General features: G+C 65.5%; 14 protein-coding genes. 13 read left to right on the forward strand and 1 reads right to left on the reverse strand.

The features are described from left to right. From ccoG to WCJ41_RS15140, 7 genes are all read left to right on the forward strand, one after another. The coding region (ccoG, locus tag WCJ41_RS15110; protein WP_336906664.1) for a cytochrome c oxidase accessory protein CcoG at positions 1 to 1,173 on the forward strand (1,173 nt) is incomplete at its 5' end. Positions 1,174 to 1,176: 3 nt separating this feature from the next. Further along, positions 1,177 to 1,659: a FixH family protein gene (locus tag WCJ41_RS15115; RefSeq protein WP_336906665.1), complete on the forward strand. Its 483-nt coding sequence runs from the start codon at positions 1,177 to 1,179 to the stop codon at positions 1,657 to 1,659. Beyond that, the gene (locus WCJ41_RS15120; RefSeq protein WP_336906666.1) at positions 1,659 to 3,950 is read left to right on the forward strand and encodes a heavy metal translocating P-type ATPase; all 2,292 of its coding nucleotides are present in this window, start codon (positions 1,659 to 1,661) and stop codon (positions 3,948 to 3,950) included. The genes WCJ41_RS15115 and WCJ41_RS15120 overlap by 1 nt, the downstream gene beginning before the upstream one ends. After that, positions 3,947 to 4,099, forward strand: coding sequence for a cbb3-type cytochrome oxidase assembly protein CcoS (gene ccoS / locus WCJ41_RS15125; RefSeq protein WP_336906667.1), 153 nt, complete (start codon positions 3,947 to 3,949; stop codon positions 4,097 to 4,099). Before WCJ41_RS15120 ends, ccoS begins: the two co-directional genes overlap by 4 nt. 251 nt (positions 4,100 to 4,350) lie before the next feature. Next, entirely contained in the window at positions 4,351 to 9,561 is a 5,211-nt protein-coding gene (locus WCJ41_RS15130) for an alpha-2-macroglobulin (RefSeq protein WP_336906668.1), read from the forward strand. 1 nt (position 9,562) lies between these two features. Then, complete coding sequence (pbpC, locus tag WCJ41_RS15135; protein WP_336906669.1) at positions 9,563 to 11,659, forward strand: penicillin-binding protein 1C; 2,097 nt, start codon at positions 9,563 to 9,565, stop codon at positions 11,657 to 11,659. 14 nt (positions 11,660 to 11,673) lie between these two features. Then, positions 11,674 to 12,876, forward strand: coding sequence for an AGE family epimerase/isomerase (locus tag WCJ41_RS15140; RefSeq protein WP_336906670.1), 1,203 nt, complete (start codon positions 11,674 to 11,676; stop codon positions 12,874 to 12,876). A 44-nt stretch (positions 12,877 to 12,920) separates the two neighbouring features. On the opposite strand, the gene WCJ41_RS15145 is transcribed toward WCJ41_RS15140, so the two are convergent. Continuing rightward, positions 12,921 to 13,481, reverse strand: a complete 561-nt coding sequence (locus tag WCJ41_RS15145; protein ID WP_336906671.1) for a DUF4202 domain-containing protein — start codon at positions 13,479 to 13,481, stop codon at positions 12,921 to 12,923. Positions 13,482 to 13,562: 81 nt separating this feature from the next. Between WCJ41_RS15145 and bchI the strand changes: the two genes are divergently transcribed. From bchI to WCJ41_RS15175, 6 genes are all read left to right on the forward strand, one after another. Continuing rightward, a complete protein-coding gene (bchI, locus tag WCJ41_RS15150) occupies positions 13,563 to 14,576 on the forward strand; it encodes a magnesium chelatase ATPase subunit I (protein ID WP_336906672.1) in 1,014 nt (337 codons plus the stop codon). Next, a complete protein-coding gene (locus tag WCJ41_RS15155) occupies positions 14,573 to 16,201 on the forward strand; it encodes a magnesium chelatase subunit D (protein WP_336906673.1) in 1,629 nt (542 codons plus the stop codon). The genes bchI and WCJ41_RS15155 overlap by 4 nt, the downstream gene beginning before the upstream one ends. A 1-nt stretch (position 16,202) precedes the next feature. Beyond that, positions 16,203 to 17,078, forward strand: coding sequence for an alpha/beta fold hydrolase BchO (gene bchO, locus WCJ41_RS15160; RefSeq protein WP_336906674.1), 876 nt, complete (start codon positions 16,203 to 16,205; stop codon positions 17,076 to 17,078). Positions 17,079 to 17,129: 51 nt separating this feature from the next. Then, positions 17,130 to 18,662, forward strand: coding sequence for a phytoene desaturase (locus WCJ41_RS15165; protein ID WP_336906675.1), 1,533 nt, complete (start codon positions 17,130 to 17,132; stop codon positions 18,660 to 18,662). Beyond that, positions 18,643 to 19,671, forward strand: coding sequence for a phytoene/squalene synthase family protein (locus tag WCJ41_RS15170; protein WP_336906676.1), 1,029 nt, complete (start codon positions 18,643 to 18,645; stop codon positions 19,669 to 19,671). The genes WCJ41_RS15165 and WCJ41_RS15170 overlap by 20 nt, the downstream gene beginning before the upstream one ends. Positions 19,672 to 20,326: 655 nt before the next feature. Beyond that, on the forward strand, positions 20,327 to 21,001 hold a 675-nt coding region (locus WCJ41_RS15175; RefSeq protein WP_336906677.1), incomplete at its 3' end, for a DUF1828 domain-containing protein.

A 21,001-nucleotide genomic window follows, 5' to 3' on the forward strand; every position in this document is an offset into this window, starting at 1 on the left:
ACCTCGCTCTTCGGCCGCGCCTGGTGCGGCTATGCCTGCCCGCAGACGGTGTGGACCGACCTCTACATCTGGGTCGAAAGCAAGATAGAGGGCGACCGCAACGCCCGCTTCAAGCTCGACGCCGCCCCGTGGAGCGCCTCGAAGCTCTCGAAGCGCGGCTTCAAGATGCTCGTCTGGCTGCTGATCGCCATCGCCACCGGCGGCTTCTGGGTCTTCTACTTCGCCGACGCCCCCACCCTGTTCCGTGAACTCATCACTGGCCAGGCGCCCTCGGTGGCCTACTGGACCATCGCCATCCTCACGGCCACCACCTTCACCTTCGCGGGCTTCATGCGCGAGCAGGTCTGCACCTACATGTGCCCCTGGCCACGCATTCAAGGAGCGATGCTGGATGAAGAGTCGCTCATCGTCACCTACAACGCCTGGCGCGGCGAGCCGCGCCATTCGGGCCTCAAGAAGGCCGAGGCACAGGGACTGAAGGTCGGCGATTGCATCGACTGCAACGCCTGCGTCGCGGTCTGCCCGATGGGCATCGACATCCGCGACGGCAACCAGCTCGAGTGCATCAATTGCGCGCTGTGCATCGACGCCTGCGACGCGGTGATGGACAAGATCGGCAAGCCGCGCGGCCTCATCAACTACACCACCTCGGAACTCTATGCCGCCAATGTGGCCGGCAAGAACGAGCACTGGAACTGGCGCCACCTCATCCGCCCGCGCACCGCGATCTACTTCACCGCCTGGGCGGGCGTCGGCCTCGCCATGCTGTTCTCGCTCACCCACCGCACCCAGCTCGACGTCAACGTGGTGCCGGACCGCAACCCGCTCTTCGTCACGCTGTCGGACGGGTCGATCCGCAACGGCTACACCATCAAGATTCTCAACAAGCGCCAGGAGCCCCGCACCTTCAGGCTGACGGTCGACGACCTGCCGGGCGCCACCATGGAAATGGTGGGCGATGCCGGCGCCAAGGGCACCAGCTTCGACATTGCGGTGGACCCGGACAAGCTGAAGGCCGTCAAGATCTTCGTCTCGACCAATGACCCCAAGATCATCGAGCATGAGCACAACAGGTTCGAGTTCAAGGTCGAGGAGCTGAACCCCAAGGGCGATGCCCCGGCTGAATCCAAGACCTATGATGCCATCTTCCACGGCCCCGACGACAAGGAGTAAGACATGTCCATGGCAAGCGTTCAGAAAGAGATCAAGGGCGGCCACGTGCTCGCCATGCTCATTGCCTTCTTCGGCGTGATCTTCGGCGTCAACTTCGTGATGGCCTATCTCGCCAACTCCACATGGTCAGGCCTCGTCGTCGAGAACGGCTATGTGGCAAGCCAGAACTTCGACAAGGACCTCGCCAAGGCCAAGGCACAGGAAGCACTCGGCTGGAACGTCGGCTTCTCATATGACAAGGACCGCGTGAAGGTCACCTTCGCCGATGCCAAGGGCGCCAAGATCGACACCCTCAACCTCACCGGCAAGCTGCAGCGCACCGTCACCGACAAGGAAGACCAGCTGCTCACCTTCGGCTGGATGGGCTCTGGCGTCTATTCCGCGCCCGCCCGCCTGGCACCTGGCCTGTGGGAGGTCGAGGTCGACGGCAAGGGCGATGGCGTTGCCGACTATCACAAGATCTTCCGCTTCGTCGTGAACCCCTGATGACCCTTCCCTGCTGCACCCTCGACGGCGAATACTTCCAGCCCTTCAAGCTGGAAGGCGAGGATGCAGCACGCTGGATATCCTCCGCCGGCCCGGGCCTGAAGCGCATCGAGTTCCTGGTGCCGCAGGCCAACCGGCCGGAATCCATGGCACACATCGAGACGGACCTCGGCGCACTCGCCGGTGTGAAGTCGGCGCGCGTCAACCTCACCGGCCGCCGCGTGACGGTGGTCTATGAGGATGGCACCATCGAACCGCAGGCGCTGATCGACCGGCTCGGCTTCCTCGGCTACATGGCCCGCCCCTTCGACCCGCGCGAGACAGGCCTCACCAAGGACGACAAGGAAAACGCCAAGCTGCTGCGCGCCCTTGCCGTGGCGGGCTTCGCCGCGTCCAACGTCATGCTGCTGTCAGTCTCCGTCTGGTCGGGGGCGGAGGGCGCCACGCGCGACCTGTTCCACTGGCTCTCGGCGATGATCGCCCTTCCCGCCGTCGCCTATGCCGGACGGCCATTCTTCTATTCCGCCGTAAATGCGCTGCGCCTCGGCCGCGTCAACATGGACGTGCCGATCTCGCTCGGCGTGCTGCTCGCCTCCTTCATGAGCCTGTTCGAGACCATCAACGGCGCCGAGCACGCCTATTTCGATGCCTCCGTCACGCTCCTCTTCTTCCTGCTCGCCGGGCGCTACCTCGATCACCTGATGCGCGCCCGCGCCCGCTCGGCCATCTCGCAGCTCATCTCGCTCTCCTCCGAAGGCGCCTCGGTCATAGAGGGTGATGGCACGCGCCGCTACGTGCCCGCGCGTGAACTCAAGGCTGGCATGCTGGTGGCCGTCGCCGCGGGTGACCGCCTCCCCGCCGATGGCCTGATCCGCGAAGGCACCTCCGACATGGACCGCTCGCTGCTGACGGGAGAGACCGCACCCGAGACGGTGAAGCCCGGCTCCCTCGTCCACGCGGGCGAGATGAACGTCACCGGCCCCATCACGGTGGAGATCACCGCCGCGGGCAACGACACTTTCTTGAGCGAACTCGTCCGGCTCATGTCATCGGCTGAGCAAGGCCAGTCGCGCTACATCCGCATCGCCGACCGGCTGGCGCGCTTCTATTCTCCCGCCGTGCACACGCTGGCCGCCACCACGCTCATCAGCTGGCTCATCCTCGGCAATGGCTGGCACAATTCCATCATGGCGGCCATCGCCGTGCTCATCATCACCTGCCCCTGTGCCTTGGGCCTCGCCGTTCCCGCCGTGCAAGTAGTGGCCAGTGGCCGGCTGTTCCGCTCCGGCGTGATGATCAAGGATGGCGCGGCGCTGGAAAAGCTCGCCGGCGTCGATACCGTCATCTTCGACAAGACCGGAACCCTCACCAAGGGCGAGCCTGCCCTCGTCTCGCCGCTCATGGTCTCCACCGATACGCTCGCCCTGGCCGCGGGCCTCGCGCAGGCCAGCAAGCATCCGCTGTCGCGGGCACTCGTCCGCGAGGTGACGAAGCGCGGGCTTCAGCCAGTCACAGTCTCCGACATTGCTGAACACCCCGGCCTCGGCCTCTCCGGCACCCATGGCGGTGAGAAGCTCCGCCTCGGCAACCGCGCCTGGTGCGGCCTCGAGGAAATCGGCGAGGACCATGGCCTCCTGGAATTCGCCTTCCGCCGCGGGGCCAAGGCGCCCGTGCTGTTCCACTTCGAGGATCAGCTTCGCCCGGATGCCGCCGAGACCGTCGCCGCGCTGAAAGGCATGGGCCTCGCCGTTCACCTCCTGTCGGGCGACCGCGAAGCCGCCGTCACCCGCGTGGCCGGGGCTGTCGGCATCGACACTGCCGTGTCGCGCGCCAGTCCGCAGACCAAGCTTGCCTATGTCGATGCCCTCACCAAGGCCGGCAGACACGTCCTGATGGTGGGCGACGGCATCAACGACGCGCCCGCCCTTGCCGCCGGCTACACCTCCATGGCGCCCTCCTCGGCCTCCGACATCGGCCGCACCGCGGCGGAAACCGTGTGGATGGGCGAGTCGGCCTCGGCCGTCGCCAATGCCATCAAGGTCAGCCGCCGCACCCAGCGCATCGCCAAGGAAAACTTCGCGCTCGCCGTGGGCTACAATGTCTTCGCCGTGCCGCTGGCGATGGCGGGCTTCGTCTCGCCGCTGGTCGCCGCGGTTGCAATGTCCACCTCTTCGATCATCGTCATCGCCAACGCGCTGCGCGTCGGCCTCGGCAGGACGGCGCAGGCGGGTTCTGCTAGACTGAATGCCGACACCGCCCCGGGCCGCAAGGCCCTGAAGGACGCCGCATGAACGTTCTGATCTATCTCATCCCCATCGCGCTCTTCATGGGTGCTGTTGGCCTCGGCGCCTTCATCTGGTCGCTCAAGTCCGGCCAGTACGACGACCTCGAGGGTGCGGCCTGGCGCATCCTGCAGGACGACGACACGCCGAAGCCGTGACGCGGGTCACTGCAATTCCGCCGCAAAGCACATGAAACTGTCACCCGCCTGATTGACAACCGGGCGGCGTCGGACGGACACTTCCTCCACGCACAAAAGAACGAGCTTGTGGAGGCCCCCCGATGTCGGCGCTTGGCGAATTTTCCCCACTCTTCACACAGTCTTCATCATCGCCGGGCTTGACCCGGCGATCTTCCGCGGGCCGCGTGGAAAGGGATGCCGGGGTCGAGCCCGGCCATGATGAACGTGGGGTGTGGAGTTCCCTCGCCCTCCTCCTCGCCACGCTCGTCTCGCTCCTCCTCGCGACAACGCCATCGCAGGCCGCCAAGCCCTTCCCCGTCGACCAGTTCAGCTGGTACCTCAGCGACTACGACATGGACCTTGCCAAGGTCGCCAAGGAGTTGAAGCGCACCGAGCCCGAAATCCAGGCGGACCTCGTCGCCGCCCGCGCCGCCAACAATTCCCGCCTCGCCACGGCCTCCATCGAACAGCTGCTGACCAAGCAACCCACCAACGGCACGCTCTGGCTCGACCTCGCACAGGAGCTCTCGGTCGCAACACCGATCAATGATTCCGATGGCTATACCCTGCCCTCCAAGCTCATCGGCGCGGCGCTCAAGGCCTATACGCTGCTCTCCTCGCCGCAGCAGGACTCGCAGGCCCTCAACCTCGCAGCCCAAGGCTTCGCCAAGCGCGAGATGTGGCGGCCTGCACTCACCGCCTACAAGGAAAGCCTGAAGCTGCAGGAAGACCCGGCGATCCGCGCCGCCTTCGAGCAGATGCGCGTCGACCACGGCTTCCGCGTCTCCGACTACAAGGTCGATACCGAAACCGTGCCGCCCCGCGCCTGCTTCGAAATGTCGGAGCCGGTGTCACGCACGGTCACAGATTTCACGTCCTACTTCACGCAGGATCCCGGCCCCGTCGCCGCCGTCACGGCGGAAGGAACACGGCTCTGTGTTGAAGGCCTGAAATATGGCGAGCGTTATTCCATCACCGCCCGCCAGGGCCTGCCCAATGCCACTGACGATACGCTGGCCAAGGACGTGACCTTCGATTTCTACGTCCGCGACCGCACGCCGTCCGTGCGCTTCACCGGCAATGCCTATGTCCTGCCGCGCACCGGCCAGAACGGCATTCCGCTGGTCTCGGTCAACAGCAGGCAAGCGAAGCTCCAGCTGTTCCGCATCGGCGACCGCAACATGATCGGCAGCGTGCTGGGCTCCGACTTCCGCGGCCAGATCACCGGCTATTCCGCCTCCTCCATCGGCAGCGACAAGGGCAGGCTTGTCTGGGAAGGATCTCTCGAAACGCCCAGCCCCCAAAACCAGGACATCACCACCGCGATCCCGGTTGATGAAGCCATGGGCAAGCTCGAGCCCGGGCTTTATGTGATGACGGCAACGCCCGCGGCCATCGAGCCCCAGGACTATGACAACGTCGCCACCCAGTGGTTCGTCGTCTCCGATCTGGGCCTTGCCACCATGTCCGGCAAGGACGGCCTGCATGTGAGCCTGCGCTCCATCGCCACCGCCGATCCGATCGCCAATGCCAAGGTGCGCCTCATCGCGCGCAATAACGAGGTGCTGGGCGAAGCGTCCTCCGATGCCTCCGGCAATGCGCTGTTCGATGCCGGCACGCTGAAGGGCGACGGCGGCCAGTCGCCTGCCCTCGTCGTGGCGCAGTCGGCCGACAATGACTACTCATTCCTCGACCTGCAGCAGCCCGCCTTCGACCTGACTGACCGTGGCGTCACCGGCCGCGCGCCCTCGGGCGCGGTGGATGCCTTCGTCTATGCCGAGCGCGGCGTCTATCGCCGTGGCGAAACCGTGCACGCCACCGTGCTGCTGCGTGACGACAAGGCCAATGCCATCACCGGCCTGCCCTTGACCTTCGTGGTCGAGCGCCCGGATGGCGTCGCCTTCCTCACCGACAAGCTCGACGACAAGGGTGCTGGCGGCTTCGCGAAGGACTTCCAGATCGCGCAGGGCGCGCAAGGCGGAACCTGGCGCATCAAGGCCTTCACCGATCCCGCAGGTGACTCAGTTGGCGAGACCTCCTTCCTCGTCGAGGACTACATCCCCGACCGCATCGAGTTCGACCTGGTGTCCAAGACGCCGAGGGTCCGCGACACGCTGCAGATGACGGTCAACGGCCGTTACCTCTTCGGTGCACCCGGCGCGGGGCTGGACCTCGAGGCCAGCGTCTCGATCAACGTCGACAACACGCCCTTCCCCGAATGGAAGGACTACAATTTCGGCCTGATGGACGAGCGGCCGGACCCGACCCAGGTCACCGCCGCCGACCTGCCCGCCACCGACATCAACGGCCATGCCGACATCGACATCGCGCTCCCCGAACTGCCCGTCACCTCGCAGCCGCTGAAGGCCGATGTCTCGGTGCGCATGCGTGAGCCGGGTGGCCGCGCCGTGGAGCGCACCGCCAGCCTTCCCATCGAGGCCTCGCAACCGCTGTTCGGCATCATGCCGAATTTCGAGGATGGTGCGGCACCCGAAGGCCAGGCCGCCTCCTTCTCGCTCATCGCGGTCGACCCCGACGGCAAGCTGAAGCCCTTGAAGGGCGCCAACTGGACGCTGAAGCGCCTGGTGCGTGACTGGCAATGGTTCAACAGCAATGGCCAGTGGCAGTGGGAATCCGTCACCCGCACCTCGAAGATCGCCAATGGCACGCTGGACCTCACTGGCGACAGGCCCACCGACTTCGCGCAGACGCTCTCCTGGGGCCAATACCGCCTCGAGATCGATGCGGCGGGCATTACGCCCGCATCGATCGACTTCGCCTCGGGCTACTATTCCGGCGACACCTCGAAGTCGGACACGCCCGACACGCTGAAGGTTGCCCTCGACACGACGGACGTGAAGACGGGTGACACCATCAACGTGAAGATCGACGCGCGCTATGCCGGCAAGGCCACGGTGCAGATCATCGGCGAGAAGCTGCTGGCCTCGCAGGACGTGGATGTGCCAGAGGGCGGCATCAGCCTGCCCTTCACCGTGGGTGAAGGCTGGGGCACCGGCGCCTATGTGCTGGCCAGCCTCTACAAGCCGATGGACGTGAAGGCCAAGCGCATGCCGTCGCGCGCCATGGGACTTGCCTGGTTCGGCATCGACCGCGCCCAGCGCACGCTCGACGTGGCACTCGACACGCCGCAGCTGATGAAGCCGCGCACCAGGCTCACCGTGCCAGTGAAGATCGGCAACCTCACTGCGGGTGAGGAAGCCTTCATCACGGTGGCGGCGGTCGACGTCGGCATCCTCAACCTCACGCGCTATGACCCACCGGCGCCCGAGAAGTTCTACTATGACCAGAAGCAGCTCACCGCGCAGCTGCGCGACATCTATGGCAGCCTGATCGACGGCATGCAGGGCGAGCGCGGCAAGCTGCGCAATGGTGGTGATGGCGGAGCTGCCTTCAACGCGCCGCCGCCCGCGCAGAAACCGCTCGCGCTCTATTCCGGCATCGTCAAGGTCGGCGATGACGGCACGGCCTCCGTCGACTTCGACATCCCCGCCTTCAACGGCACCATCCGCGTGATGGCGGTGGCCTGGGGCAAGACCAAGGTCGGCCATGCCACGAAGGACGTGATCGCGCGTGACCCGGTGGTCGTCTCCGGCACCATGCCGCGCTTCCTCGCCGTGGGTGACAGCTCACAGCTGCGCTTCGACATCGTCAATGCCGAAGGCCCGGCGGGCGACTACACGCTCGGCGTCTCCATCGACGGCCCGGTGACGCCCGATGCCAACACCGCGATCCAGAAGCTGACGCTCGGCGCCGCCGGTGGGCGCGCCACCGTCATCGTGCCCGTCAAGGGCACGGGCTATGGGGTCGCCAGCATCGTCGCCACGCTGAAGGGCCCGGGCGACATCCTGCTCGACCAGGATTTCTCGCTCGGCGTCGAGCCCGCCAACCCGCTGGTCACGCGCCGCACCACCATGCCACTGCAGGCCAAGGGGGGCTCTCTCACCATCGGCAAGGACCTGCTCTCCGACATGGTGCCGGGCACCGGCACGGTGGCGCTCTCCATCAGCCCGCTGCCGCAGCTCGATGCGGCGGGCCTGGTGCGTGACCTCGACAAATATCCCTATGGCTGCTCGGAGCAGACCGTCAGCCGCGCCCTGCCGCTGCTCTATCTGAGCGACTTGGGCGTTGACCCCAAGGACCTCGATGCCGAAATCCCGGACCGCATGCAGAAGGCGGTGACGCGCCTCGTCAACCGCCAGTCGGCGTCCGGTTCCTTCGGCTTGTGGTCGGCCTATGGCGATGACTCGAGCCTGTGGCTCACGTCCTATGTCACCGACTTCCTGCTGCGGGCCCGCGAGAAGGGCTTCGCCGTTCCGGAAGACGTGCTGGTCGGCGGCCTCGACTACATCCGCAACATGGTCGGCAACGCGCCGGACATCGAGGAAGGTGGCGGCCAGGACATGGCCTATGCACTCTATGTGCTGGCCCGTGCCGGCCGTGCGCCGGTGGGCGACCTCAAGTACCTCGCCGATACCAAGATCGCCCAGTTCGGCTCGCCCCTTGCCCGCGCGCAGGTCGCAGCCGCCCTGTCGATCCTCGGCGACCAGGAACGCTCCGACGCCGCCTTTGCCTCGGCGATCGAGTCACTGGGTGACGAAGTGGACTCCTCCACCCGCGGTGCCTATCGCGCCGACTATGGCTCGGTGCTGCGCGATGCCTCGGCCATCCTGGCGCTCGCCACGGATTCCAAGGCCAAGCCCGCCGTGATCAAGACGGCAATGAGCGCCATCGAGGTGGAACGTGCGCGGTCCAGCTACGCCTCCACCCAGGACATGGCCTGGATGGTGCTCGCCGCCCGCTCCGTCATCAACCAGGCGAAGTCGATCCGCCTCGATATCGACGGCACGAAGCATGATGGCAGCTTCAACCGCGTCTACAACACAGGCGCCCTCGCCAAGGACGTGAAGGTGGAAAACACCGGACCCGATCTCGTGAAGGCGGTCGTCGCCATCTCGGGCTCGCCACTCGTGCCGGAGCCTGCGGCCAGCAACGGTCTCACCATCGAGCGCAAGTACTTCACGCCAGATGGCCAGCCGGTGGACCCGGCAACCGTCAAGCAGAACACCCGCCTCGTTGCGGTGCTCAGCGTGATGAAGCAGCAGGGCGAGGCCGACAGTGGCCAGTTCCTGCTGGTCGACCGCCTGCCCGCCGGCTTCGAGATCGAGAACCCGACGCTCGTCTCCTCGGGCGCAACAGCGGATCTCGCCTGGCTCTCGGACACCAGCTACGCGTCCTACACCGAGTTCCGGGATGACCGCTTCGTGGCGAGCTTCACCAGTTCCACCGCCAAGCTCGCCTACATGGTGCGCGCCATCTCGCCCGGCGCCTATGTGCATCCGGGTGCGACGGTTGAGGACATGTATCGCCCGGAACTCAACGCCCGCACCGTAACCGGCACCGTGACGGTGACGGCACCCTGACATGAAGACGCCCCGCAGCAGCTGGCCCTTGCGCCTCTATGCGGGGCTGCTTTTTGGCATCCTCGCAGTCAACGCCGCGGGCTTCACGGCAAGCGAGGTGCTGCGCCGCCTGGGGCCAGTGCCCCTCGGCAAGGGCATCACCTATTCCACACTGGTGACGGACAAGGACGGCAAGCTGCTCCGCCCCTTCATCACGAAGGATGGCTACTGGCGCCTGCCGGTCACGACGAAGGACGTCGACCCGCGCTTCCTCGCGATGCTCATCGCCTATGAGGACAAGCGTTTCTACGCGCATGCGGGCGTTGACCCCTGGGCCCTGCTTCGCGCCGCATGGCAGGCCGCAACGCACGCCCGCGTCGTCTCGGGCGGCTCCACCCTCACCATGCAGGTGGCGCGCCTGCTCGAACCGCACCCCGCGCGCAGCGTCTCCGACAAGCTCGCCGAAATGGTCCGTGCACTGCAGATCGAGCGCCGGCTGTCGAAACAGCAGATCCTCGACCTTTACCTCGCACTCGCCCCCTATGGCGGCAACATCGAGGGCACGCGCGCCGCATCTCTCGCCTATTTCGGCAAGGAGCCGAAGCGGCTCTCGACAGCCGAGTCGGCACTGCTCGTGGCATTGCCGCAGGCGCCCGAGACGCGACGCCCGGACCGGTTCCCGAAACCGGCCGTGGCTGCCCGCAACCATGTCATAGCACTCCTCAACGCTGCAGGCATCGTCAATGCCGATCAGGCCGTGGCCGCCGCATCGGAAAATGCACCCAAGGGCCGCCTCGCCTTCCCGATGCTGGCGGCACACGTGGCGGAGCGCCTCGCCAAGGCCGCGCCGCCCGGCGCCGTTGCCGAGACCACCATCGCGCGTGACCTGCAGTCCTCGCTCGAAACGCTCGCGCGTGACCGTGCGCTGCTCATCGGCTCCGGCGTCGCCGCAGCCATCCTCGTCATCGACAACGACACGGGCGAAGTGCGCGCCCATGTTGGCGGCACCGGTTATTTCGACACGGTGCGCGCAGGCCAGATGGACCTCGCCAACGCCCTGCGCTCGCCCGGTTCCACGCTCAAGCCCTTCATCTATGGCCTCGCCTTCGAGGACGGCCTCGTTCATCCCGAAACGCTCATCGACGACCGTGCGGTGCGCTATGGCGCCTATGCGCCGGAAAACTTCGACGACAGCTTCCACGGCACGGTGACGGTGCGCACGGCGTTGCAACAGTCGCTCAACGTCCCTGCCCTGCAGATCCTCAATGCGGTGGGCCCCGACCGCCTCATGGCCCGCCTCGGCAATGCCGGGGTAAAGCTTGTGCTGCCGCAGAATGCGGGCCCCGGACTTGCCGTCGGCCTCGGTGGTGCAGGCATCCGCCTCACCGATCTCGCAACGCTTTATGTGGCGCTGGCCCGCAAGGGTGAACCGAAACAGCTCAGCTGGCAGCTGTCGGAGGAGCGCAATGCAAAGCCCATGCGCCGCCTGTTCGAGCCCAATGCCACATGGATGATTGGCGACGTTCTGAAGGGTGCCCCCACGCCGCAGAACGCAATCGGCGGCCAGATTGCCTTCAAGACCGGCACCTCCTATGGCTACCGTGATGCCTGGGCCGTGGGCTATGACGGCGCCAACACCATTGCCGTGTGGGTGGGCCGGCCCGATGGCGCGGCGGTGCCCGGCGTCGTCGGGCGGCTTGCCGCCGCTCCCATCCTGTTCGAGGCCTTCCAGCGCATCGGAGCGAACCGCGCGCCGCTGGGTCCCGCCCCGCCCGGCACGGTCATCGCCCGCACCAATGAGCTTCCCGCCAATCTCCAGCGCTTCCGCCCCAATGCCCTGCCGGAGGTTGCCACGGCTTCGCAGGGTGATGCACCGCCCTCCATCGCCTTCCCACCAGATGGCGCGCGGATCGATCTTGACGGCGATGCAGCGCCCGCTGTCAGCCTCAAGGTCTATGGCGGCACGCCGCCCTTCACCTGGCTCGCTGACGGCATTCCCATCGCCGAGCGCGAGTTCCGGCGCGATGCCTTCTGGGACCAGCCCTCGCGTGGATTTGCCCGCTTGTCGGTGATCGACGCGAAGGGCAAAACAGCCTCAGCGCGCGTGCGCGTCGAATGAGCTGAAGGATTGCAATGCCTGACACCAACTGGACCACCCGCCCCTGGCACCGCGACTGGCTGCAGGCGCGCGCCAATGAGCTTTTCGATCTGTTCCAGCGCAATGCGGTGAACCCCAAGGGCGGCTTCTACGACCTTGATGCATCGGGCCGCCCCTATGGCCACATCCGTCATCTGCACCAGACCTCGCGCATGGTGCATTGCTTCGCCATCGCCGCCAAGCTCGGGCGGCCGGGTGCCGAAACCATCGTCGACCACGGCATGCGTTATTTGTGGGAAGGCCACCGCGACCGCAAGTCTGGCGGCTATTGCTGGTCGCTCGACGACGACGGCTTCAAGGACGACAGCAAGCAGGCCTATGGCCACGCCTTCGTGCTGCTCGCCGCGTCCGACGCCGCGATGATCGGCCATCCGCTGGCGAAGGACATGCTGGCCGATGTCACGGGCGTTCTCAACATCCGGTTCTGGGATGAGCACTACGGTGCGGTGTCGGAAGAATTTGCCCGCAACTGGGCGAAGATTTCAGACTACCGCGGCCAGAACTCCAACATGCATCTCACCGAGGCGTTGATAGCGGCCTTCGAAGCCACGCATGATGCAGCCTATCTCGACAAGGCCAAGCGCATCGCCACGCTCATCATCCGCACTCATGCGGCATCGCTTGACTATGTGGTGGCCGAGCATTTCGACGAGCAGTGGAAGATCGACAAGGGCTACAAGGGCTCGGACATGTTCCGCCCCGCCGGCACCACGCCGGGCCACTGGCTGGAATGGTCTCGCCTCTTGGCCCAGCTCTGGGTGCTCGACGGCCGCCGCGAGGCCTGGATGATCGATGCGGCTGAGCAACTGTTCCGCAGCGCCGTCAACCGCGGCTGGGATGAGGCGAAAGGTGGCTTCTACTACACGCTCGACTTCGAAAACCAGCCCGCCATCACCCACAAGATCTGGTGGCCCGTCACCGAGGCCATCGGTGCGGCGGCCTTCCTCAACGCGCTGAAGCCGGACAGTTTCTATGAGCACTGGTATCGCAAGCTGTGGGATTTCTCGGCAATCCACTTCATCGACCCCGCCAATGGCGGATGGTTCCCCGAGCTGGGCGACGATCTGAAGCCCTTCGACCGCTTCTTCACCGGCAAGCCCGACATCTACCACGCGCTCCAGGCATCCCTGATCCCGCTGTTCCCCGCGACAGGCAGCCTGATGCGGGCGATCTCCTGATGAGCATGTCTTCTCCCGCTCCTTCGGCGGGGGAAGACACAACGTCAGCCTGCGGCCAGCGCTTCGCCCAGCAGGCGCTTCAGCCTTTCGCCCATCGGCACCTGCGCCGCGGCGGTCAGCCCCAGCGGCGACATCTTTTTCGCCGTCTTCGCCAGAATGTCGCGCACCTTGTCGTCATCGTGCTTGGCGATGAATGGGTCTGCCTCGTAACGGAGGAACACAAGGCAGATCACGTCCTCCAGCGTCTGGGCATCGGCATCCTGCTTCAGGCGCTCCTTCTTCAGCAGCGATCCGGTGCGGGCGATCTCGTCATCGGAATAGCCGCACTCCGCCATGATCTCGCCCGCCCGCCGGGCATGCAGCTTCTGCAGGTCCTTGCGCCAGGTGAGATAGGCGATGCGCCCTTCGGGGTAGGAGGTTCTCGGCACCGTCCAGCGCTCGATGTGCTGGGCGCGCGCCGCGATCTTCAGCGTCTCCGGCGCATCGGGGCGGAAGGCATCCAGCGTCTCCGTCATCCGCTGCCCGTAAGGCGCGGCCTGGCCTGCCGGGTCCTGGGCGTTGGCGGCATCAATCAGGGCATAGGCGGCTGCGAGTCGGTCGGTCATGGCTCAAGAGTGGCGGAGCAGCCCAAATCCCGCAAGCAGACCGCATTTGCCAAGTGTAAATCGTGTGTTACACATTGCCATATGTCACTTCGCTATCCCTTTTCCGCCATTTCAGGCCAGGACGAACTGCTGCTGGCGCTGCTCCTCACCGCCGTTGACCCGCTGATTGGCGGGCTGCTCGCCTTTGGCGACCGCGGCACCGGCAAGTCCACCGCGGTGCGGGCTCTCGCTGCCCTCCTGCCCGAGATCAGGGCCACCACCTGCGCCTATCACTGCGACCCGGACAGTGCCTCGGCCCAGTGCGATCACTGCCGCAAGGAAGCAACCCACAAGCTGCGCAAGATGTCCATTCCGGTGGTCGACCTGCCATTGGGCGCCACGGAAGACCGGGTGCTGGGCTCGCTCAACCTCGAGCGCGCGCTGTCGCACGGCGAGAAGAGCTTCGAGCCGGGCCTGCTGGCCCAGGCCAACCGCGGTTATCTCTATGTCGACGAGGTCAATCTTCTCGAAGACCACATCGTCGACCTGCTCTTGGACGTTGCCGCCTCGGGCGAGAACGTGGTGGAGCGCGAGGGCCTTTCCGTGCGCCATCCCGCCCGCATCGTGCTGGTGGGCAGCGGCAACCCGGAAGAGGGCGAACTCCGCCCGCAGTTGCTTGACCGCTTCGGCCTCTCAGTGGAAGTGCGCACGCCGACCGAAGTCAAGACCTGGGTCGAAATCGTCAAGCGCCGCGATGCCTTCGAGCGTGACCCAGAAGGCTTCACCGCGCTGTGGGAAAAGCAGGAAGACCAGACACGCCGTCGCATCGTCAAGGCCCGCAAGCACCTGAACGACGTCGAGGTGCCGGATGCGATCCTCGAGCGCGCCGCAGCACTCTGCATCAACCTCAAGACCGACGGGTTGCGTGGCCAGCTGACGCTGATGCGCGCCGCCCGGGCACTCGCCGCCTATGAAGGCGCCAAGCGTGTCACCGATGATCACCTGAAGCGCATGGCCGCACCCTCGCTCCGCCATCGCCTGCGTCGCAACCCGCTGGACGAGACGGGCTCCACCACCCGCATCGACCGGGCGGTCACCGAGGTGTTCGGCGCGTGAGCGAGGCGGCCCTTGCCTGCGCGCTCTTGGCCCTCGACCCCGAGGGCCTGAAGGGCGCCATCCTCAAGGGCCCCGCCGACGGCTTTCTCGTATCACTCCGCCACCTCTCGCAGCGCCGGACACACCGCATTCCGCCGCACATCGGCATGGACCGTCTCACGGGTTCGATCGACGTCGCCGCCACGCTGAAGTCCGGTGCCCCCGTCCATGACAGGGGCCTGCTCGCCGAGTCCGACAGTCTCCTCCTGCTCACCTCCGCCGAGCGCCTGTCGTCCGACAAGGCAGCCCTTATCGCCGCTGCGATGGACCACGGCGCCGCCTTCACCGTCATCGCCCATGACGAAGGCATCGACGACGAGCGCGTGGCCCCGATCCTCGCCGAACGCGTCGCCTTCCTGCTCGACCTCAAAGGCTTCGAACCACTCGACATCGACATCACAACTGCGCGCAAGCTTCTGCCGCACGTCGCAATCAACGATCGCATCACCGAAGGCCTGTGCCAGACGGCGCTGGCGCTCGGCCTCTCGTCCATCCGGCCCGCCGTCATGGCGCTGCGTGCCGCGCGCGCGGCAGCGGCCCTCGACGGCCGCGCGGAGGTGGACGACGATGATGCAGCGCTCGCCGCCCGCCTCATCCTCGCGCCGCGCGCCGTCACTTACCCCGCACCGCCGGAGGAAGAGCCTGACCAGCCCGCACCGCAGGATGCACCCGAACCCGGTGAGGAGGATGGTTCCCCCACCCCGCAGGAACTGGCCGACCGCCTGCTCGAAGCCGTGAAAGCCTCGCTTCCGCCCGGCCTCCTTGCAGCACTGGAAAAGAACCTGCGCCAGCCCGGCTCCAAGGCCGGAGCAGGTGCCGTCTCGCAGAAGACGGGCCTGCGGCGCGGCCGCCCGGCGGGAACGCGCCAGGGCGAGCCGAAGAACGGCGCCCGCCTCGCCCTCATCGACACGCTGCGCGCCGCCGCGCCGTGGCAGCCGTTGCGCCGCCGCAGCAACCCTTCAGCCAAGGGCGTGCAGGTCGAGAAGGCCGACTTCCGCATCCGCCGCTTCAAGGAGAAACGCGAGACCACCGCCATCTTCGCCGTCGACGCCTCGGGCTCCGCCGCACTCCACCGCATGGCCGAGGCCAAGGGCGCCATCGAACTGCTGCTGGCGGACTGCTATGTGCGGCGTGACCGGACAGCGCTCATCGCCTTCCGCGGCAAGCAGGCGGAAGTGCTGCTGCCCCCCACCCGCTCGCTGCAGCGTGCCAAGAAGTCACTGGCCGATCTTCCCGGCGGCGGCGGCACGCCATTGGCCGCAGGGATCGAGCAATCGATGCTGGTGGCTACCCAAGTGCGCCGCGCGGGCGGCATTCCGCTCGTCGTCTTCCTTACCGATGGCAAGGCCAACATCGCGCGCGACGGCACCGCCGATCGCGCGGTGGCCCTGCGTGATGCCGAAGCCGCCGCCAGGGCGCTGCGGCTTGCCGGTTTCCGGACGCTGATGATCGACCTCTCCGACACGCGCACCGGCCCCGCGGCCAAGCTGGCCGAGGCCATGGGTGCCGATTATCTGCCGCTGCCCCATGCCGATGCCTCGCGCATCTCCGCCTCCGTCAACGCGGCCATGAAGGCCGGGGCCTGACATGGGCTATTATCTCGACTGGGCCAGGGATGGCCGCGACTGGCCCAACCACGCGGCCAGCCGCTTCGTCGAGGCCGCCGGCATGCGCTGGCACGTGCAGGTAATGGGCAATGGCCCCGCCCTGCTGCTCCTCCACGGCACCGGTGCCGCCACCCATTCCTGGCGCGACGTGATGCCGAAACTCGCCGCCCACTACACCGTGGTGGCCATGGACCTTTCCGGCCACGCCTTCACGCAGCCGCCATCGAAGAACAGCCTGTCGCTCCCCGGCATGGCCGCCGCGGTCGCCACTTTGCTCCGTACACTGAACGTCAACCCCGTCCGCGCCGTCGGCCATTCGGCCGGTGCCGCGGTTCTGGTGCGCATGGCGGTTGAACGCCTCTTTGCTCCGCAAGACATCATCAGCTTCAACGGCGCCTTCTTCCCCGTCACCGGTGTGGCGGGCCAGTTCTTCTCGCCACTTGCCAAGACCTTCGCCAACGCCACCCTCGTGCAGAAGCTCTTCGCGAAGATGGCCGACCGCAAGGCGGTGGAGCGCCTGCTGCGCGACACCGGCTCCAACATCGATGCCGAGGGCATCACGCTTTACCAGAAGCTCTTTTCCAACGAAGGCCACATCGCCGGAACGCTGGGCATGATGGCCGCCTGGGACCTGCACTGGGTGCCGCAGGACCTGAAGAACCTCCCCGTCCCTATCACGCTCGCCTTCGCCTCGGGCGACCGCACCATCCCCCCCGCCCGCGCCGCCGAAGCGGCGAAGCTCGCGCCCCATGCCAGCCTCGTCGAGATCAAGGGCCTCGGCCACCTCGCCCATGAGGAAGACCCGACGGGTGCCGCCGCCATCATCGCCGACCCGGTGTCCTTCGTGCTGCGCTAGGGCCATGTGCCCCCTTGCCAAATCTCGGGTGACCGTTTCTACTGTCAACCGATGTTTACAGACATCGATCATCCCTCGCCGCCCGGCCAGACGGCTGACCGGCGGCCCCATGCCGCCGTCATCGGCAGCGGCCTTGGCGGACTCGCGGCTGCCATCCGGCTGGGTGCCAAGGGCTATCGCGTCACCGTGTTCGAGAAGCTGGAGCAGCCCGGCGGCCGCGCCTGCGTGTTCCGCCAGGACGGCTTCACCTTCGATGCCGGTCCCACCATCATCACAGCGCCCTTCATCCTCGATGAGCTCTGGTCGCTGGCTGGGGCGAAGTTCTCGGATGACGTGACGCTGAAGCCGCTCGACCCCTTCTACGACATCCGCTTCGATGACGGCACGGTGATGAGTTGCTGCGCCGACCCTGCCCGCATGCGCGAGGAAGTCCGCCGCATCTCGCCGGGCGATGTCGAGGGCTATGAGCGCTTCATGGCCGAGAGCGAGGCCATCTACCGCATCGGATTCGAGCAGCTCGGCCACGTGCCCTTTGGCTCGCCGCTCGACATGGTGAAAATCGCCCCCGACCTCCTCAAGCTGGGCGCCTGGCGCACCGTGCACCAGCATGTGGCGGCGCGCGTCAAGAACCCCAAGATCCGCATGGCGCTCAGCTTCCACCCGCTGTTCATCGGCGGCAATCCGTTCAAGGTCACCGCCATCTACAGCATGATCGCCTATCTCGAGCGGCAATATGGCGTGCATTTCGCTGTTGGCGGCACCGGCGCGCTGGTCGGCGCCATGGCCAAGCTGGTGGAACGCCAGGGCGGCAGCATCGTGCTCAACAGCGAAGTGGCCGAAATCACCTGCGATGGCGCCCGCGCCACGGGCCTGCGCCTCGCTGATGGCCGCATCATCAAGGCCGATATCGTCGTCTCCAATGCCGAAACCGCCCACACTTATACGAAGCTGCTCGCCAAGGCCCCGCGCAAGCGCTGGTCGGATGCGAAGCTCGCCCGCGCGCGCTATTCCATGAGCCTCTTCGTCTGGTACTTCGGCACCAGCCGTCAGTACCCGGATGTTCCGCACCACACCATCCTCATGGGTCCGCGCTATCGCGAACTTCTGCATGACATTTTCGAGAAGAAGATCCTCGCCAAGGACTTCAGCCTCTACCTGCATCGCCCCACCGCATCGGACCCGTCGCTTGCACCTCCCGGCTGCGATGCCTTCTACGTGCTCTCGCCTGTGCCGCATCAGGATTCAGGCATAGACTGGACCACCCGTTCTGCCTCCTACAAGGCGGCCATCGCCGAACACCTCGACCGCACCATGATGCCCGGCTTCCGCGAGCACATCGTCACCGAAAAGCTGATCACGCCCATCGATTTCGCGAACCGTCTCTCCTCCGCCAAGGGCGCTGCCTTCGGTCTCGAACCCACGCTGCTGCAGAGCGCCTGGTTCCGCCCCAACAACCGCTCGGAGGACATCGAGAACCTGTTCATCGTCGGCGCCGGCACCCATCCGGGCGCGGGCGTTCCCGGCGTCATCTCATCCGCAAGAATCCTCGATACCGTGGTGCCTGATGCATCCGCCTTCGCCTGATCGCTCCCTCGTCTCGCCTGCTGATCTCGCCCAGTGCCGGCAGATGATCCGCGACGGGTCGAAGACCTTCTACACCGCCTCGTTGCTGCTGCCGCAGCGCGTCTGCGATGCCTCGCGCTCGCTCTATGGCTTCTGCCGCGTGGCGGATGATCTGGTGGATGGATCGGCCGACAGCCGCGCCGCAGTCGACATGCTGCTGGAGCGGCTTGACCGCATCTACCAGGGCCAGCCCGACAATCAGCCCGCCGACCGTGCGTTCGCCGACGTGGCGCTGCGCTTTGCCATCCCGCGAGAAATCCCCGAAGCCCTGATCGAGGGCTTCGCCTGGGATGCCGCGGGCCGCCGCTACCAGACGCTCGACGAGCTCCACGCCTATGCCGTGCGCGTCGCAGGCACGGTCGGCGCCATGATGTCCCTCGTCATGCAGGTGCGTGATCCCTTGGCCATCGCGCGCGCCTGCGACCTGGGTGTGGCCATGCAACTCACCAACATCGCGCGCGACGTGGGCGAGGACGCCCGCAACGGCAGGCTTTATCTGCCGGAGGACTGGCTGGCGGAAGAAGGGCTCGACTCCAGGGCTTTCATGGCCACGCCACAGCCCTCCCCCGCCCTCGCGAAAGTGCTGCGGCGCCTGCTCGCGGAAGCTGATCGTCTTTACGCCCAAAGCCTCTCCGGCATCGTCATGCTGCCCGCAGGATGCCGCCCTTCAATCCATGCCGCCCGCTTGCTCTATGCCGAAATCGGCCGCGCCGTGGAGAAGAACGGCTTTGACAGCGTCACACGCCGTGCCGTCGTCCCCACCCCGCGCAAGCTGGCACTCCTCGCACAGGCCGTCACGGCGTCACTGCAATCGGCACCCGGCTCCTCAGCCCCCGCCATTGCCTCCGCGCAGTTCCTCATCGATGCCGTCGCCACGGCAGGCCAGCCCATCCACCCGCCCCGCACGCTCGACGAGCGCGCAAAGTGGCTCACCGACCTCTTCATCCGGCTGGAAAAGCAGGGCCCATGAGCGGCAGCGCCATCGCACTCGCGGAAGGAATTCTCGTCGCCGGCGTCGTTTTGGGCTGGGCCTTCTGGGAATTGTGGACGCTGAAGCGGGATAAGCGGAAATGATCAATTTCCGCCTGTTCACACCCTTTTTGGTTGTTTTACCCTCCTTTTATAAAGGTTTCGGAGGTTCTATTCTCGGAGAAAAAGGCTATCGGCGCCACTAACTGGACTGGAGAGAAAATTCGCACAAAGGATTTCCCTCTGGGCAGAGGACGGTTTCCCCTGACGAAGCGGTGGCGATGGAGGCTTCAGAGGTTTGAGGCGCTCAGAAGACAATTTCGTCTGCTGATCGCCTATCACATAACTGTTCCCGAGTTCCTCGCAGTATTGGGGGAGGAAGTGGCTGGCGATTGCCGAGTAATCGCGTCTTTAGAATATCATCGGAGCCATCCCGGTTGGCACGTTCACTCGACTTGCGAACATTGCGAATTGTTGCCAATCGGGCAGACGCGGCCCCCGGCGTTCACGCGGATTCCTAGAAGTATGGTGTATCGCCGGAACGTTGACTTTCTGCCTGCCAATCTTGGAATGACAGACACAAGCGCCGATGATATCGCAATAGACTTCTTTCATCTTGACGGTACAAGGGATCTATTTTCCCGACAATCGCTGCCATGGTAGGACTTAAGAAGGCGATTTGCGATGTGTTCTGCTCAGAGACACAGATTTCTGAGTTCGAAGGGGGATTCGCAGTTGGCACACCTTACACGGGCAAGGACGGTGATAGAATTGGGCTCTACATAGTCGGATCTAAGGGAGGTCCATACAGGGTCATCGACAACGCACTGACCGTTTCTTTCCTAGAGGCCGCGGGAGCTACACTCGACAACGAAAGCCGCCGGAGTGCATTTTCTGGATTGCTCAATCAATATGGCGCCCACTACGATGAGGAAGCCGGTGAGCTTTATATGGATGAAGTCGCTGAGGACAGACTCCCTCGTGCTGTTCTAGATTTTTCCGCGATGCTGCTTAGGATCTGCGATCTGGAGTGGATGTCTAAGGAGCGCACCAGGAGCACCTTCAAGGATGATGTTCGAAAACTGCTGCATCAGGAGCTTGATGAGAAAGTCCGGATCACGGAGAGCGAAGCTATCTCGGAAAGCTTCGTCGACATTATTCCTGATATGGCGTTCTTTCCGGTCGACAGAGAACCGATCGCCCTCTTTCTTATCTCGGACGATTCGAGATTGTGGCAAGCAATACATATGAAGATGGTCGCGTACCATGAAAAGCGCTTAGACATTCTTGTGGTGGCCCTTCTTGAGCGAGAGTCAGCAGTATCGCACCGA

It is taken from the genome of Aestuariivirga sp. (assembly GCF_037139295.1).
Taxonomy (GTDB): domain Bacteria; phylum Pseudomonadota; class Alphaproteobacteria; order Rhizobiales; family Aestuariivirgaceae; genus Aestuariivirga.